Origin of the sequence: Mesorhizobium sp. B2-9-1 (genome assembly GCF_006439455.1) — a bacterium.
Lineage (GTDB): Bacteria > Pseudomonadota > Alphaproteobacteria > Rhizobiales > Rhizobiaceae > Mesorhizobium.
This window is the reverse complement of the sequence record NZ_VFTP01000017.1, coordinates 34,114-49,660: the sequence shown is the minus strand read 5'-3', so window position 1 is coordinate 49,660 and position 15,547 is coordinate 34,114. Positions and strand designations below refer to the sequence as shown.

Below are 15,547 nucleotides of genomic sequence, written 5' to 3'. Positions count from 1 at the left end.
CGCCGCAGGACATGCCGCGTTTTCGGCTCGATATCGAATATGACGGCAGCCAATTCGCCGGCTGGCAGCATCAGGCCGACCAGCCCTCGGTGCAGCAGGCGATCGAGCAGGCGATCGAGAAATTCTGCGGTGAAGAGGTAAGAATACGTGCCGCCGGCCGCACCGATGCCGGCGTGCACGCCACCGCGCAGGTCGCCCATGTCGACCTGGCCAAAGCGTGGTCGGGCGACAAGGTGCGCGACGCCGTCAACGCGCATCTGCATGCGGCCGGCACGCGTGTCGCTATCCTCAAGGCGGCGGTCGTGGCCAATGGTTTCGACGCGCGGTTTTCGGCCACCGGCCGCCACTATCTCTATCGCATCCTCAACCGCCGGGCACCGGCGGCGCTGGAAAAGGGCAAGGTCTGGTGGGTGCCGAAGCGGCTCGACGCCGAGGCCATGCATGAGGCGGCCAAGGTGCTGCTCGGAAAGCATGACTTCACCACCTTCCGCTCCACCCAATGCCAGGCCGAAAGCCCGGTCCGCACGCTTGACCGCCTCGACGTCAGCCGCAATGGCGACTTCATCGAGCTGCGCAGCTCGGCGCGCTCTTTTCTGCACAACCAGGTTCGCTCTATGGTCGGCTCGCTGAAGCGCGTCGGCGACGGCTCCTGGAGCGCCGCCGATCTCAAGGCGGCGCTCGAAGCACGCGATCGCGCCGCCTGCGGCCAAGTAGCGCCGCCGGACGGGCTGTTTCTCGTCGGGGTGGATTATCCGGAGGGCGTCTGAGCGCGGTCTCGATCAGCCGGCGTCGACCCCGGCGAGTTCGCCAGACCAATTGGCTCCGCCATAGAACAGTCGCAGAATCACGACCCGCTCAGGTTCCACCACGAAGGCAACGGTGATCCGGCGTTCAAACCCGACAACACGAAGCCCCGGCCGCACGTCATCACGAAGCGTGCCTCGTTCGGAGCCATGATCGAGACGCTCGCAGAACGTCCGTATGCGACGATCATAGCGATCCGCCGTGATGGGGCTGCTGGCCTCAGCAACAATAGTATAAATACGATCGAGATCGTCGCCGGCATCAAGCGAGTAGACGACGGCGCGGCGCTTCACGGTTTCTTCTGCGAGTGGGTCTCGTGGCGCTTGCGCGCCCGTTGGGCCATTTCCGCAGGCGAAATGACTTTGCCAGGGTTTGTCTTCAACGCATCATAGGTCGGTGCGACTTCCTCGCGGAGCCAGCGCTCCACCGCGGCGTCGCGCTCCTGAAGGGCGCGAAGCCCCGCGCGGATGACTTCGCTGCTGGTCGCATAGGTGCCCGAGCGGACGAGTTGATCGATGAAGGCGGCTTGCTCCGCCGGCAGGCTGAAGGTGCGTTTTTCGGTGGCGGACATAGATTCCCTCCACGAAGAGAACGGTATGAAATTATCATACCATTCTGCCCCGTAAATTGAAAGACCTTGTCAGTCGGGCAGGATCAACCCGTCGTGCCGTCTGGTATGTCGATGCCGAGCAGCGCCTGCAGGCCGAACAGGACGAGCAGCGAGGCGATGAACATGCCGACGAACACGGCCGTGCCCACCGCGGCGCCTTTGCCGATGGTTGTATTGGTCATGCGCCAGGTCAGCACCATCGACAGGGCGAACAGCGCCAGCGACAACAGGCTGGCGATCTCGCTGCTGGAGGGGAGGAAGAGCCGGAGCAGCGCCGAGGGCAGCATCAGCCAGGCGATGATCGCCGACGCCCAGTTGGACGCGACGACATAGTGGACGAAGCGGCCGCCGATGCCGGCGCGCGGCGCCACCAGCGCAAGCGCCACCAGCGGCAGCACCCAGGAGCCGATATCGACGGTCGCCAGCCTTATCAGCATGCCGAGGCGCCCGGCGAAGGCACTGGGGTCGCCGACCTCATTGGCTATCCCGACCCAGCCGACGATCAGCGCCGGCGCCGCCACGACGATGGCAAAGAAGGAATTCCAGAAACCGTCGGCCGAAAGGTCGAGCAGGCGCAGGCCGTCGGCCCTGCCGAACATCAGCCGCCAGGCGCCGGTCAGCGAAGCATAGGTTTCGTCCGTCGAAAGCATGGTCACGAAAGGCCTTGTCCGAACCAGTCTTCGATAAAGCGTTCGTAGATTTGCGTCAGCGTCTCTAGGTCGGCTAGCGCGACGCGCTCGTCCACCATATGCATGGTCTTGCCGACCAGCCCGAACTCGACCACCGGGCAATAATCCTTGATGAAGCGCGCGTCCGACGTGCCGCCGGAGGTGGAGAGCGCCGGCCTCTTGCCGACCACCGCCTTGACCGAACCGCTCAGCGTATCGATGAGCTTGTCGTCGCGGGTGAGGAAGACATGGCTCGGCCGGTCGCGCCAGACAAGGTCGTAGTCGACCGGCGCCTTCTTGCCCGGCCGGTATTTCTTGCGCCCCGCGGCCTGGTCGAGCCTGTTGTGGATCTCGGCCTGGACCGATTCGGCGTCCCAGGTGTCGTTGAAGCGGATGTTGAAAGTGGCCGTCGCCTTCGCCGGGATGACGTTGGTCGCCGCGTTGCCGACGTCGATCGACGTCACTTCGAGGTTGGTCGGCTGGAAATCCTTCGTGCCCTTGTCGAACACCGGATGGAGCAGCGCATCGACAAGGCTGATCAGGCCACGCACCGGATTGTCGGCAAGCTGCGGATAGGCGGCGTGGCCTTGGCGACCGTTGACGGTCACGCTGCCGGAGAGCGAGCCGCGCCGGCCGATCTTGATCATGTCGCCGAGCGCATCCGGATTCGTCGGCTCGCCGACGATCGAGGAGTCCCACTTCTCGCCCTTGGCCGCTGCCCAGTCGAGCAGCTTGGTGGTGCCGTTGATGGCCGGTCCTTCCTCGTCGCCGGTGATCAGCAGCGACACCGAGCCTTTCGGGCCGCCATTCTTCGCGACCTGGCGCGCCACCGCGGCGACGAAGCAGGCGATGCCGCCCTTCATGTCGACGGCGCCGCGGCCATACATCTCGCCATTGGCGATTTCGGCGGCGAAGGGCGGATGCGTCCAGGCCGCTTCATCGCCCACCGGCACCACATCGGTATGGCCGGCAAACATCAGATGCGGGCCGTTGCCCGAGCGCCGCGCATAGAGGTTTTCGATGTCCGGTGTGCCGTCTTCCGAGAAGATCGGACGCTCGACCGAGAAGCCGAGCGGCTTCAGCATGTCTTGCAGCGCGGCAAGCGCGCCACCCTCGGCGGGCGTCACGGACGGGCAGCGGATCAGGGCGGCAAGATTCGCGGCGGGGTCGGTAGGCAATGTCATGGGCAAAGCGATAGTCGAAAGCGTTTGTCGTGTCACGATGGCAGATGATCGCCGCTCATGCCGCCGACAATATGGTTTTCATGACGGTAAATGCATGCCGCCCGCAAGTGTGCGGCGGTTCTGGGAGAACGACATGCATAATAGTAAGGTGCCGGCCAAGCGAGGACGAGTGCATGGCCAGTGAAACGAGAACGATCGCGATAGCCGGCGCCGGCAGCATCGGCTGCTATGTCGGCGGCTGCCTGGCGCTCGCCGGGCGCAAGGTCGTCTTCCTCGGCCGCGGCCGCGTCGTCGCGGCCATGCGCGAAAGCGGGCTGCGCGTCAGCGATCTTGACGGCCGCGAACGCCGCATCGAAGCGCAAGCGATTTCAGCCTCCGACGATCCGGCAGCAGCGCTCTCCGACGCGGACGTCATCCTGGTGACGGTGAAGAGCGGCGCGACCGGGGAGATGGCCGGGCTGGTCGCCGCGCACGCGCGCGCCGATGCCGTGGTGGTCAGCCTGCAGAACGGCGTCGACAACGCGGACAGGCTGCGCGCCGCGCTTCCTGGACGGCGGGTGCTGACCGGCATGGTGATGTTCAACGTCGTCCTGTCGCCCGATGGCGAGGCGCCGTTGCGTGCGCACCGCGCCAGCCAGGGCGAGGTGATGATCGACGACGGCGTCGACGGCCTCGTCGATCTGCTCGACGTCGACGGGCTTGCCGTCGAAGCGCGCGCCGACATGAAGGCGGTGCAGTGGGGCAAATTGCTGATGAACCTCAACAATGCCCTCGTCGCGCTTTCCGACCTGCCGCTGGCGAAGCAATTGGCCGACCGAAGCTGGCGCGTCATCCTGGCCGGCCAGATCGACGAGGCGCTCGCCGCGATGCGAGCGGCGGGCATAGCGCCGGCGCGCATCACCGGCCTGCCGTCGTCGCTGCTGCCGAAAGTGCTGCGGCTGCCCGACTGGCTGTTCGGGCTTCTGGCTCGCCGCATGCTGGCGATCGACCCTCAAGCGCGCTCGTCGATGTGGGACGACCTGAAACGCGGCCGCCCGACCGAGATCGACGAATTGCAGGGCGCCGTCATTCGCCTGGCCAGGCAAACGGGCACCCCGACGCCGATCAACCAACGCGTCACCGCGCTGGTGCGTCAGGCGGAAGCGGAAAAGCGCGGTCCGCCCGGTCTCGGGCCGGAAGCGGTCGGCGGCGGTCCTCGATCAGCGTGATCTTCTGCCAGATCTTGCGCGACAGGTTGGAGCTCAGGTTCTCGATATCGTTGACGGCGTTGACGACGACATCGTCATTGACCGATTGCGCGAACAGCGCCGCGACCTTGCCGGCGATCGACAGCATTTCGGAGCAATAGTCGAGATAGCGCGCCAGGTCGGCCGCATCGGTGATGCGGGCGGGCGAGTGCGAGGTTGGCTTGAAATCGGCCGACAAGGTCGCCGGATCCTTGGTCAATTGATGCATGTCGATGACATGGATCAGCGAGCGCAGCCCGTGCAGCTGCCGGAAAACCTTCTTGCGCTTGATCCGCTCCTCGGTGCGGATCAGCGCCAGCAGCCCGAGCACTGCCAGGATGACCGTGTTGATCGTCGCCTCGATGCCTTGCATCGACTGCACGGCATCGTCGGCGCCCGAAATGCGGTCGAGCGGCAGGATGGTGCCGACGAACAGGAACATCGCCACGCCGGCGACGAAGGCCGCGACGATGACACCGCGCAGCCACCAGATCGGCGCTTCCAGTTCCTTGGCGGCCTTGGCGAGGTCTCGCGACAGCGACACCAGTTCGGCGGCAACGGCGCGCAGGCCCCTTTCCGGGAAACGCTCCGCGACGCGCTCCTCCAGCCTTTGAGCGGTCTCGATGATCCGCGTCGGATCGAGCGTGCGATAGCGCATGCGACCTCAGCTATCGCCCGGCGCGTTGGTGCGCCTGCCGTAGCGGTTCGGTCCGGGATCGCTGCGGAAACAGGCGAGGATGATGAGCAGGATGGGACCGATGATGAGCGAGATCAGCGCAAAATAGGTCGGCTTGCCGAAATCATGGAAGCGCTTCGCCGTCACCGCGAAGGTGGCCCAGGCCGAGATCAGCAACACGCCCCAGCATATCATGGCCCAATTCTGGCTGGCGGTCGTGTTCAGCTCCACCCGCGCGAACTGGTAGAACGGGAAAAACTGGACAAGCACCAGCAAAATCCCGGCCAGCGCATAGGCGACCGGGCTCAGCCGCCCCGAAAGGCTGAAGAACAGCCACAGGAATTGCGATCTTTCAGCCAATGGCGTCCGCTCCGTCGTGGAGGATCAATCGCGCAGCAATTCGTTGATCGAGGTCTTGGAGCGGGTCTTGGCGTCGACGCGCTTGACGATGACGGCGCAGTAGAGGCTCGGGCCCGGCTCGCCATTGGGCAGCGGCTTGCCTGGCAGTGATCCGGCGACGACCACCGAGTTCGGCGGCACCTCGCCGTAAAAAACCTCGCCGGTGGCGCGGTCGACGATCTTGGTCGACTGGCCGATGAACACGCCCATGCCGAGCACCGAGCCTTCGCGCACGATGCAGCCTTCGACCACTTCGGAGCGCGCGCCGATAAAGCAATTGTCCTCGATGATGGTCGGGCCGGCCTGCATCGGCTCCAGCACGCCGCCGATGCCGACGCCGCCGGAAAGATGCACGTTCTTGCCGATCTGGGCGCAGGAGCCGACCGAAGCCCAGGTGTCGACCATGGTGCCGGTATCGACATAGGCCCCGACGTTGACGAAGGACGGCATCAGCACGGCGCCCGGCGCGACATAGGCCGACCGGCGCACGATCGAGGACGGCACGGCGCGGAAGCCTGCATTCTCGAAGTCGACGGCGCTCCAGCCGTCGAACTTGGACGGCACCTTGTCCCACCACACGGCCTGGCCGGGACCGCCCTTGATGATCTCCATCGGGTTCAGCCGGAAGGAGAGCAGCACCGCCTTCTTCAGCCACTGGTTGACGTGCCACTTGCCGTCGTCCTGCCGTTCGGCGACGCGGGCGACGCCGCGGTCGAGCAGGTCGAGCGCCGACTGGATGGCGTCGCGCGTCTCGCCGCGCGTCGCGGTCGAAATCGTGTCGCGCTCCTCGAAGGCCTTCTCGATGGTCTTTTCGAGGCTCGCCAGATCGGGCTTTGACATGATTTCGCTCCATTACCAAGCTGTTAAGGGGCCACGCCTTAACCTGTTTAAAAGTCGCGCGGACCCTATGTTAAGGCTCAATGGGGGTCAATCGCGCCTGCGGCACGGGACGGCGCAAGTGAAGGAATTGGACGGGTGGATTCGATGACTCCCATGGAAAAGGCGGGCTGGACGCCGCTGCCGCATTCGGACGAGGATCTGGAGCGCTCGAAAGGCGTGCCGGATACCCCGCAGACGCGTGCCGAGACCTACCGGCTGGCCTGGAACGATCCCGAGTTCATGACGCGTCGCGAATTGCGTGCCGTGCGGCTGCAGCTCGAGCTTCTGAAGCCGGAAATGATCCTGGCCGAGCGCGGCATTCATTCGACCGTCATCCTGTTCGGCGGCGCCCGCCTGCCGGAACCCGGCGGCGAAGCCTGGGCGGCCAAGAACGAGACGCAGAAGAAGAACCTCGAGGCGAACAGCAAATATTACGAGGAAGCGCGCAGATTCGCCCGCCTGTGCTCGCAGCAGTCGGCCACCTCCTATTATCGTGAATATGTCGTCGTCACCGGCGGCGGGCCCGGCGTCATGGAAGCGGGCAACCGCGGCGCCGACGATGTCGGCGCGCCGTCGATCGGCTTGAACATCGTGCTGCCGCACGAGCAGGCGCCCAACGCCTATGTCACGCCGGAGCTCTGCTTCAATTTCCACTATTTCGCCGTCCGCAAGATGCATTTCGTCATGCGCGCCAAGGCGGTCGCGGTGTTTCCGGGCGGCTTCGGCACGATGGACGAGTTCTTCGAGACGCTGACACTCATCCAGACGGGACGCATGGAGCGCGTCCCGGTCATCCTGTTCGGCAAGGCGTTCTGGCAAAGGGCGATCGATCTCGATTTCCTCGCCGAGCAGGGCACGATCTCGCCCGGCGACCAGGACATCATCGATTTCGTCGACACGGCCGAAGAGGCCTGGGAGATCATCCGCCGCTTCTACAAGTTGGGGGAGTAGGAACTGATGAATTGAAGAACTGAAGAATTGGGGAAAAATGACCTCCGGATCGTTCGTCTGTTCTCCAGTTCTCCAGTTCTTCAATTCCTCAGTTCTCCAATTCCTCTACCCCGGGACGGCATCCCGGCCCGGTCCGCCTACACCGGCAGCTCGACCAGCCAGCCATTCGAGTGCGCGAAACGCACGATGGCCGCCCGTGAGTGCAGCGCGAGCTTCTCGGTTGCCCTGGTGCGGTAGGTCTCGATCGTCTTTATGCTGAGGTTGAGCCTGGACGAGATTTCCTTGTTGCTGTAGCCGAGCGCCACCAGCTGGATGACCGACCGTTCCCGTTCGCTGAGATTGCCGGGATCGCCCTGGGTGGCGCCGCGCGGGCTCAATATGCGCGCGGCGAGCGCCGGATCGACATAGTTGTCGCCGGCCAACACGCAGCGGATGGCCTGCAGCAGGTCCGTCGCCGTCGACCGCTTGACCACGAAGCCGCGTCCGCCGGCCGCAAGCACCTGGCGCAGACAGCCTGGGTCCTCATGCGCCGTCAGCGCTATGCAGCTGACCTCGGGAAAGCGTTCGCCAAGCCGTTCGATCAGCGTGACCCCGTTGACGCCGGGAAGCGATATGTCGACCACGGCGACATCGGGTAGCGTCTTGCCGATCCCTTCAAGGGCATCCTCGGCATTTCCGGCCAGTCCGACGATCGTCAGATCGTCCTGGCTGTCGATCATCGCGCCGACCCCCGACAGGATGATCGGATGGTCATCGACCACGAATATGCGCCTGCAGCACACCTTAACCTCCATCAGTCTGCCAAAGGCCCTGTCACGCGGAAAGGGTCCTCTTGTCCTTGATGGTCTAGGCAACTGGCCCGCCTGGCGCGGGACGCCCGTCTGTTCTGGCGGCCTGAACGGCCGCAACGGGTAAGCCATCCCCCGCCTAACCCAATGAAGCCGGACTGTAAGCCACCGCTAATGTCCGGGATGTGCAGCGCTTCACGTAACCCCACCTGACGCCGAAGATGCCGTTTCAGACTTGTTCGCGCGTTGTCGGCCGGACCGTCGATCAGCCGGCCAGAGGCACATCGGCGTAAATGGTGGTCCCCTTGCCCCTGGCCGTTTCAACCGACAATTTGCCACCGACCAGCGCCAGCCGCTCCCTCATTCCGGCAAGGCCCAAATGGCCCGGACCGGGTTCGGCGCCGGCGTCGAAGCCGCGGCCGTCATCCTCGATCGTCAGGCGTATCCGATCGTCCTGGATGTGCGCCGTGACGCTTACGCGGCTCGGCGCGGCATGCTTGCCGATATTGGTGAGCGCTTCCTGCGCAATGCGGTACAAAGTGAGCGCGATCTCGGCAGGCGGCGGGCTCGACAGGGCTTCAAGATCCATCTCGCATGCAATGCCGAGTTGACTGCAAAGCATGGTAGCCAGGTCCTCGACCGAAGCTCTGAGGCCTTGGCGATCGAGGTCCGCGGGTCGCAGGCTCCAGGCGGCGTCATGCACCCTGGCGCTCAGCTGGTCGACAAGCGTCGCGGCGCGCTCAAGGCGGGCGTCCATCTCCGGCGAGCCGGCGCGAACGATGTGCAATTCGAGCGCGACGCTGGCGAGCAGCTGGCCAAGATCGTCATGCAGCTCGCGCGACAGGCGCAGGCGCTGCTCTTCCTGCACGGCAACCAGATGCCGCGCCAGACCACGGCGCTTTCCCGAGCTTTCACCTTTGCCGGTGTCGATGCCACCCTCCACCGTCAACGCCGCGCCCGCGAGAAGAGGCACAAGGGTTGATGCTGCGCGCAATATACACCCGGCATATGCCTTTATGCCTGTCAGTTTTTTCCCGATTGCTTCAACTTTTCCTGACACGGGCGTCAGCAGAAAAACCGGCCGCTCCTGCCGATCAGCCCGAATTCATGGGCGCTATTTCCGCGTGCATCCTTAGAGCGTCCTCCCGGTCATCTTGAACTGGCCGGGAAGCTCAACACCAACCAAGGAGAACGTCATGAGAAAGATCATCCTGGCCGCGGCCGTGCTGTCGGCTCTGACCGGTTCGGCATCCGCATTTTCGGTCGGTAGCGGCAATGGCAACGGCAACGGCAATGTCGGCGTCGGAAACGGCAATGGCAACGGCAACGCCAACACCGGCGCCTTCAACGGCAACTTCAACGGCAACGGCAATTTCGGCTTCGGCAACGGCAACGGGAACGGCAACGCCAATATGGGCGCCTTCAACGGCAACTATAACGGCAATCTCAATGCCGGCGCCGCCAACGGCAATGGCAACGGCAACGGCAATTTCGGCTTCGGCAACGGCAACCTGAACGGCAACGGGAACTGGGGCGTCGGAAACGGAAGCGCCAACGGCAACGGCAACGCCGGTCTCGGCAACGGCAACGGCAACGGCAACGGGAACCACTAGTCCCCGCCCAACCGCCGGCGTCGCCAAGCTTCAGTTTGGAAAGACGCTGATGGCTCTGGGACCGTCGAGCCAAGCGCCCGTCCCCCGCGCAAGGCTACCGCGACATGTCGCCGGCGGTCCCAGTCTTTTTCGCCCAATCCTTTTTGAAACAGAATCCCGATTTCAAAAGCTAAGCCATGGAAGGAGCTCGCAGATGAAACGCTACGTCATACCGGCGCTGTGCCTAGGGTTGTTGAGCGCAACCGCGGCGAAGGCTGACACCACGACGGGCAGCCAGGCCTTCGGCATGTCGGCCGTCCAGGGAGCGGTCGGCAAATACGGCCAATCCATCGGCGCGAACGTCAGGGGCATGAACCCGCTCGGCAATTTCGGCGGCAATGTCGGCTACAAGAACAGCGGTACGGGCAATGTCGGCGCCTTCAACAGCGGCACCGGCAATGTCGGCGCTTTCAACGGCAACTCCAACACCTCGCCGACAAGCGGCAACGGCAACATTGGCGCCTTCAACGGCAACTCCAACACCGGGCAATATAACGGCAACAGCAACATCGGTGCCGGCAATGGCAACTTCAACGGCGGCAACTTCAACGGAAACGGCAATGTCGGCGCCTTCAACGGCAACTCCAACGGCCGGGGAAACCGCTGATGACCGGCTTGAGCACATCCACCCGGCCTCGCAGGCGCCGGGTGGCGGCGAGGCTGCTTGACGGCAACGGCCTCGCGCTCGGCACGCTGCTTGCCGCGTTGCTGGCCGCCGATGCCTCGACCCTTGTCAGGATTGCCGACCTTCCAATCGGCGCCGGTGTCGCCAACGGTCTTGGCAATATCGGAAATTTCAACGGCAACGGAAATTCCGGCAACTTCAACGGCAATGGCAACAGCGGCAATTTCAACGGCAACGGCAATGCCGGAAGTTTCAGCGGCAACTTCAATGGCGGCAACTTCAATGGCAACGCCAATTGCAGCAACGGCCATGGGAACGGCCACGCGTCGGACGGCAATGGCAACGGCACGAGAGCAGCGGGCAATCCGGACCTGTGCCGGTTTTTGAACGAGCTGAACGGCCGACTGGGACTGCCGCCCGGCACGATTCCGGATTTCGATTAGGTCCTCGATACAAGGTCGCAGGACTATCGATAGGCCAGATGTTCACTGCTCATTCGATGAAATCAGCGCAAACGCTGGCGATTGGCTGAAGCCTCTCAACCTCGTCATTCCAGGGCGGAGCAGCCGCGAAGCGGCGTCGCGGAGACCCTGGAATCCATTCCGTGACCTTGATCAAAGAGTGGAGCGGAGCAGAATTCTGCACCGCGGCAACGCTCATGTGTCACGGAATGGATCCTCGGGTCTGCGCGCGTCGCTACGCTCCTTGCTCCGCCCGTGGATGACGAGGCCGGACCGTTTCGGCCAATCTCCAACGCATGCCACCTGCCAACGCAAACAGAGCCGACCGGTCAAAATTCCTGTGACAGCAGGCCCGGCGGCAGTGCGAGATCATCGCCCGTCTTGTCCGTGAAGTCGGCACAAACGCTGAGGATTGGCTGAAGCCCCCAGCCTCGTCATTCCAGGGCGGAGCAGCCGCGAAGCGGCGTCGCGGAGACTCTGGAATCCATTCCGTGACCTGGGGCGTGGAATGCCGCGGAGCAGAATTCTGCACCACGGCAACGCTCATGCGTCACGGAATGGATCCTCGGGTCTGCGCGCGTCGCTTCGCTCCTTGCTCCGCCCGTGGATGACGAGGCCGGACTGTTTCGGCCAATCTCCGACGCATGCCGCCTGGCACGCAAACACCGTTCAGGCCACGACGTCGACGATCGCGGTCAGGAAACCCGCGAGGTCGTCGGTGACGAAATCGACGTCGTCCTCGTTTGTGGGGTCGCGTTCCCAGATCTCCGAGAAGGTCGGCTCGAAATTGCGCGGCACCACCAGCACCGTCGTCATGCCGAGCGTTTTCGGCACGGCCAGATTGCGCGCCAGATCCTCGAACATCACCGCATTGTGTCCGGTCACCGAGTGCAGTTCGGCAAAGCGCTCATAGGTCTGGCGCTCCGGCTTGGGGTTCAGCCCCGCCGCGACGATGTCGAAGATGGCGTCGAAATGTTCCAGTATGCCGAGCTGGCGCGCGGTGCGTTCGGCGTGCCTGCGGTCGCCATTGGTGAAGATGAACTTGCGCCCGGGAAGCTGGCGGATCGCCGCGCCCAGCACCGGATCCGGCACCAGCCGCGAATAGTCGATGTCGTGCACCTTCTCGAGGAAATCGTCGGGATCGATGCCGTGCCGCTTCATCAGCCCGTTCAGCGTCGTGCCGTATTCCAGGTAGAGCTCCTTCTGCAGCTTGCGCGCATCGTCGCGCGAAAGCGTCAGCAGCTCGCCGACATAGGCGGTCATCTTCACGTCGATCTGCGCGAACAGGTTCGAGTGATGCGGATAGAGCGTGTTGTCGAGGTCGAACACCCAGTCCGTGACATGGGCAAAGCGGGCGGGATCGGGTGTCGTTGTCATGGATTTCTTATGGCATGCCGGCCAGGAGTTTATCCACAACTTATACGCGTCACGAATTGCCAAAATGGCGTGTCGCTTCAAATTTTAAAAGTCCCGGAAAGGTCGCCTTTAACGCTTGCTGGCACAGAAGCTTTCCGTTGGGAGCAAGTGATGAGTCGCATATTTCTGAGGGCCGCTGCCGTGGCGTTCGCTTCGGTCGCCGTCTCGCTGTTGTTGACGCTTATTGTGGTTCCGGCAATGGGCTTTCCGATGAGCCGCACCGTCTGGCTGGCCTCGACGGTTTGCCCGCTCGTGCTCGCCTGGGCCGCCAGCGCCAGCAGCTTCTGGCAGAGCGGTCGGCTGAAGAATGCCCATCGCGAGCTTGCCCGGGCCCATGCGCAGCTCGCGGCGGCGCACAGGCGCCTGTCGGAGAAGGCAAGCCGCGACGACATGACCGGCATGCTCAACCGCGAGACCTTTTTCGCCGCGCTCGACGGTTCGCGGCGCAAGAGCGATCGCGGCGCGCTGCTCATCATCGACGCCGATCATTTCAAGAGGATCAATGACAGCTACGGTCATCTGACCGGAGACGAAGCGCTGCTTTTGATTGCCGGCGCCATCGAACGCGGCATTCGCAGCGGCGACGTGCTCGGCCGCATTGGCGGCGAGGAATTCGCGGCTTTCCTGGTTGGCGCCAGCGAACCGGAAGCCAAGCATATCGCCGAACGCATCCGCCGCGAGGTCGAGCTGATCCGTTTCCGCCCGGTCGACGAGCGGACCGTGCCGCTCACGGTGTCGATCGGCGGCGTCTGCTGCGGCGAGAGCGCGACGGTTTCGGATTTGATGCGCGCCGCCGACCGCAGGCTTTACGCGGCAAAGAACCGCGGCCGCAATCTTTCGATCCTCGACCGCGAACTGCCCGAGGCGGCATGAAGCCTCGCCGCAAGCGTCATGCATGTCGCCCAAAAGTGCGTAGCGGTTTTGGGACAACGACATGCATCAAAACAAAAATTCAAAAAGCGCGGCGCCTGAATCGGGTTCAGCGCGACGCGCTTTAGGAATGCCCTAACCATGTCCATATTCAACCGCGCTAATCTTCCTGGTGTAACGCCGTTTTCACCTGGGTCTGGCACGGAATTGGCCTCCCAGGCGGCATATGTGCCGTCCAGGAACGGCATGCGTGGGTCGAGGCCCCTGTCGAGAGACGTGTCATGAGCAGGTTCATGAGAAAAATGTCGCGCCGCGCGATCGTGCAGGCGCTGATCGCGCTGCCCGCCCTGTCGCTGTTCCGCAGCCAGCAACCCGTGGTCGATGCCGACGACATCGTCGAGATCAATGGATGGATCCTGCGGCGGAGCGACCTCGCATGATCTTCGACAGCTACGAGGCCTACAAGCAGGCCGGCTTCAAACCGAAGGCCTGCATCCTCGGCTCCGGCCCGGCCGGCACGACGATCGCCAGGAAGCTCGGCTCAGCCGGCATCCCGGTCGTCGTCCTCGAAGCGGGTTCGCGCGAGTTCAGCGACGAGTCGCAGGATTTCTACCGCGGCAAGACGGTCGGCGATTTCTATTTCGACCTCGACATCACCAGGCTGCGCTTCATGGGCGGCTCGTCCAATCACTGGGCCGGCTGGTGCCGCGTGCTCGACAGCCAAGACTTCGAGCCCAAGGCCTGGGCGCCGGACACCGGCTGGCCGATCGGCCGCGCCGACATCGAGCCCCATCTTGGCGAGGTCCACGATATCCTTGAGCTTCCAGCCTTCCGTCCCGACGTCCCGGTTTCGGACGACATCCGCTGGGTGCAGTTGATCAAGAGCCCGGCGGTTCGCTTCGGCGAGAAGTTCGCCGACGAGCTCGACAAGAGCAGGAACATCGCCGTCGTGCTCAACACCTACGCGACCGAGCTCACCGGCGACGGCAAGCGCGTCACCAGCGCGAAGCTCTGGTCGAACGGGCAGGACGCCGGCACCTTTACGGCGGACTATTTCGTCACCTGCACCGGCGGGCTGGAGAACTCGCGGCTGCTGTTGTGGTCGAATGAGCGCTCGAATGGCGGCGTGGTGCCGAACGCGGCGGCGCTCGGCCGCTATTGGATGGAGCATCCGACCTTCCAGGGCGGCAATGCCATCCTCGCCAATTATTCGGAGTTCGAGGTCGACGCCTCTAACGAAGCCTTCTTCTCGCCGACGCTTGCCGCGATGGAGCGGCTGCAGATCATGAATTTCGGGATCCGCCTGATCGAGTCGCCCTATCCCAATGTCAAGAAATTGATCGCCGATCTCGCCTGCACGGCGCCCAATATGGCGGAATGGATGTCTTCCCAGCTGGACCAGAGGCTGCACTGCGCCGCCCAGCTTTACGTCGCCTGGGAACAGGCGCCGCTTGCCTCCAACCAGATCGCGCTGTCGAAGGCCGATGTCGACCACGCCGGCGTGCCGCGCATCGAATTGCACTGGAAGAAGTCGCCGCTCGAGCGCCGCACGCTGCTTGAGGGCCTCAGACTTTTCGGCACGACCATGGCGCAGAAGAATCTCGGCCGCGTCCGCATCGACGATTGGATCGGCAATGGCGGCGATTACCCGACAAATGAGGAAACGGCCGGCCACCACCATATGGGCGGCACCCGTATGGGCACCGACGTCTTGAAAAGCGTCGTCGACACCAATTGCAAGGTGCACGGTATGGACAATCTCTATGTCGGAGGCTCCTCGGTGTTCTGCACGTCGGGCCAGTGCAACCCGACGACGACCATCACCGCGCTTGCCTGCCGCCTGGGCGAGCATCTGGGCAAGGTGATCGTCGTCTGATCTCGACCGTGCTGCGCATTCATCAATGCGGCACACGCCCTGCAGAGCGAGCAGTTGGCCAGGATCAAGGCCGAGCCGGACAAGGCATGGTCAGAGGGTCAGCGCAGGATTTTGAAAAATTGCCGTTTGTCGACGGGTACGATTTTCACCGTTCCTTTCGGTGAAATCAGCGCAGACGCTGGCGATTGGCGGAAGCCTTCCAACCTCGTCATTCCAGGGCGGAGCAGCCGCGAAGCGGCGTCGCGGAGGCCCTGGAATCCATTCCTTGACTCTGATCAAAGAGTGCCGCTGAGCAGAATTCTGCACCGCGGCAGCGCTCATGCGACACGGAATGGATCCTCGGGTCTGCGCGCGTCGCTTCGCTCCTTGCTCCGCCCCGTGGATGACGACTGGGTGGGCGTTTCGGCTAACCGCCAAGGCATGGCATCTGCCAACGCAAACATGGCCAACCGGTCAAAATCC

The 15,547-nt window shown here is 63.7% G+C and carries 19 protein-coding genes; 9 read left to right on the top strand and 10 right to left on the bottom strand.

Annotation, left to right across the window (positions count from 1 at the left end; genetic code table 11):
- Positions 1–11: 11 nt before the first annotated feature.
- Entirely contained in the window at positions 12–767 is a 756-nt protein-coding gene (gene truA / locus FJW05_RS22820) for a tRNA pseudouridine(38-40) synthase TruA (protein ID WP_140635869.1), read from the top strand.
- 12 nt (positions 768–779) lie between these two features.
- Here truA and FJW05_RS22815 read toward each other — a convergent pair whose 3' ends face one another.
- The 4 genes from FJW05_RS22815 to dapE form a co-directional block, all read right to left on the bottom strand.
- Positions 780–1,097, bottom strand: coding sequence for a type II toxin-antitoxin system RelE/ParE family toxin (locus FJW05_RS22815; protein WP_140544846.1), 318 nt, complete (start codon positions 1,095–1,097; stop codon positions 780–782).
- On the bottom strand, positions 1,094–1,375 hold the full coding sequence (locus FJW05_RS22810) for a type II toxin-antitoxin system ParD family antitoxin (RefSeq protein ID WP_140544848.1): 282 nt from the start codon (positions 1,373–1,375) through the stop codon (positions 1,094–1,096). The genes FJW05_RS22815 and FJW05_RS22810 overlap by 4 nt, the downstream gene beginning before the upstream one ends.
- 83 nt (positions 1,376–1,458) lie before the next feature.
- The gene (locus FJW05_RS22805; RefSeq protein ID WP_140635941.1) at positions 1,459–2,064 is read right to left on the bottom strand and encodes a transporter; all 606 of its coding nucleotides are present in this window, start codon (positions 2,062–2,064) and stop codon (positions 1,459–1,461) included.
- A gap of 2 nt (positions 2,065–2,066) precedes the next feature.
- A complete protein-coding gene (gene dapE / locus FJW05_RS22800; protein WP_140635867.1) occupies positions 2,067–3,266 on the bottom strand; it encodes a succinyl-diaminopimelate desuccinylase in 1,200 nt (399 codons plus the stop codon).
- A 173-nt stretch (positions 3,267–3,439) separates the two neighbouring features.
- Between dapE and FJW05_RS22795 the strand changes: the two genes are divergently transcribed.
- Positions 3,440–4,474, top strand: a complete 1,035-nt coding sequence (locus FJW05_RS22795) for a 2-dehydropantoate 2-reductase (RefSeq protein WP_140635865.1) — start codon at positions 3,440–3,442, stop codon at positions 4,472–4,474.
- Here the strand turns inward: FJW05_RS22795 and FJW05_RS22790 are convergent.
- The 3 genes from FJW05_RS22790 to dapD are packed head-to-tail and all read right to left on the bottom strand — an operon-like array spanning position 4,383 to position 6,407.
- Positions 4,383–5,150: a hypothetical protein gene (locus FJW05_RS22790; protein ID WP_140635863.1), complete on the bottom strand. Its 768-nt coding sequence runs from the start codon at positions 5,148–5,150 to the stop codon at positions 4,383–4,385. The two genes, FJW05_RS22795 and FJW05_RS22790, sit on opposite strands and share 92 nt — an antisense overlap.
- Positions 5,151–5,156: 6 nt before the next feature.
- Positions 5,157–5,528, bottom strand: coding sequence for a DUF805 domain-containing protein (locus FJW05_RS22785; protein ID WP_140635861.1), 372 nt, complete (start codon positions 5,526–5,528; stop codon positions 5,157–5,159).
- Positions 5,529–5,552: 24 nt separating this feature from the next.
- Positions 5,553–6,407 carry a 2,3,4,5-tetrahydropyridine-2,6-dicarboxylate N-succinyltransferase gene (dapD, locus tag FJW05_RS22780; RefSeq protein ID WP_140635859.1) on the bottom strand — a complete coding sequence of 285 codons (855 nt, stop codon included), beginning with the start codon at positions 6,405–6,407 and terminating at the stop codon, positions 5,553–5,555.
- Between the two features lie 144 nt (positions 6,408–6,551).
- Between dapD and FJW05_RS22775 the strand changes: the two genes are divergently transcribed.
- Positions 6,552–7,397 carry an LOG family protein gene (locus FJW05_RS22775; RefSeq protein WP_140635857.1) on the top strand — a complete coding sequence of 282 codons (846 nt, stop codon included), beginning with the start codon at positions 6,552–6,554 and terminating at the stop codon, positions 7,395–7,397.
- A 137-nt stretch (positions 7,398–7,534) separates the two neighbouring features.
- Here FJW05_RS22775 and FJW05_RS22770 read toward each other — a convergent pair whose 3' ends face one another.
- Both FJW05_RS22770 and FJW05_RS22765 read right to left on the bottom strand, forming a co-directional pair.
- The gene (locus tag FJW05_RS22770; RefSeq protein ID WP_246673605.1) at positions 7,535–8,158 is read right to left on the bottom strand and encodes a response regulator transcription factor; all 624 of its coding nucleotides are present in this window, start codon (positions 8,156–8,158) and stop codon (positions 7,535–7,537) included.
- A gap of 292 nt (positions 8,159–8,450) precedes the next feature.
- Complete coding sequence (locus tag FJW05_RS22765) at positions 8,451–9,158, bottom strand: sensor histidine kinase (protein ID WP_140635855.1); 708 nt, start codon at positions 9,156–9,158, stop codon at positions 8,451–8,453.
- Between the two features lie 223 nt (positions 9,159–9,381).
- Between FJW05_RS22765 and FJW05_RS27530 the strand changes: the two genes are divergently transcribed.
- The 3 genes from FJW05_RS27530 to FJW05_RS27525 all read left to right on the top strand — a co-directional run bounded on the left by FJW05_RS27530 (position 9,382) and on the right by FJW05_RS27525 (position 10,905).
- A complete protein-coding gene (locus FJW05_RS27530) occupies positions 9,382–9,798 on the top strand; it encodes a hypothetical protein (RefSeq protein WP_181165045.1) in 417 nt (138 codons plus the stop codon).
- A 193-nt stretch (positions 9,799–9,991) separates the two neighbouring features.
- On the top strand, positions 9,992–10,444 hold the full coding sequence (locus FJW05_RS22755; RefSeq protein ID WP_140547477.1) for a hypothetical protein: 453 nt from the start codon (positions 9,992–9,994) through the stop codon (positions 10,442–10,444).
- Entirely contained in the window at positions 10,444–10,905 is a 462-nt protein-coding gene (locus FJW05_RS27525) for a hypothetical protein (protein ID WP_181165044.1), read from the top strand. The genes FJW05_RS22755 and FJW05_RS27525 overlap by 1 nt, the downstream gene beginning before the upstream one ends.
- A 687-nt stretch (positions 10,906–11,592) precedes the next feature.
- Here FJW05_RS27525 and FJW05_RS22745 read toward each other — a convergent pair.
- Positions 11,593–12,300, bottom strand: a complete 708-nt coding sequence (locus tag FJW05_RS22745; protein WP_140635853.1) for a pyrimidine 5'-nucleotidase — start codon at positions 12,298–12,300, stop codon at positions 11,593–11,595.
- A 150-nt stretch (positions 12,301–12,450) separates the two neighbouring features.
- On the opposite strand from FJW05_RS22745, the gene FJW05_RS22740 reads away from it, so the two are divergent.
- From FJW05_RS22740 to FJW05_RS22735, 3 genes are all read left to right on the top strand, one after another.
- A complete protein-coding gene (locus FJW05_RS22740) occupies positions 12,451–13,212 on the top strand; it encodes a GGDEF domain-containing protein (RefSeq protein ID WP_140546859.1) in 762 nt (253 codons plus the stop codon).
- Between the two features lie 278 nt (positions 13,213–13,490).
- Positions 13,491–13,649 carry a hypothetical protein gene (locus FJW05_RS27520; RefSeq protein WP_181165043.1) on the top strand — a complete coding sequence of 53 codons (159 nt, stop codon included), beginning with the start codon at positions 13,491–13,493 and terminating at the stop codon, positions 13,647–13,649.
- Positions 13,646–15,085: a GMC family oxidoreductase gene (locus tag FJW05_RS22735; RefSeq protein ID WP_140635852.1), complete on the top strand. Its 1,440-nt coding sequence runs from the start codon at positions 13,646–13,648 to the stop codon at positions 15,083–15,085. The genes FJW05_RS27520 and FJW05_RS22735 overlap by 4 nt, the downstream gene beginning before the upstream one ends.
- The last annotated feature ends 462 nt before the right edge of the window (positions 15,086–15,547 follow it).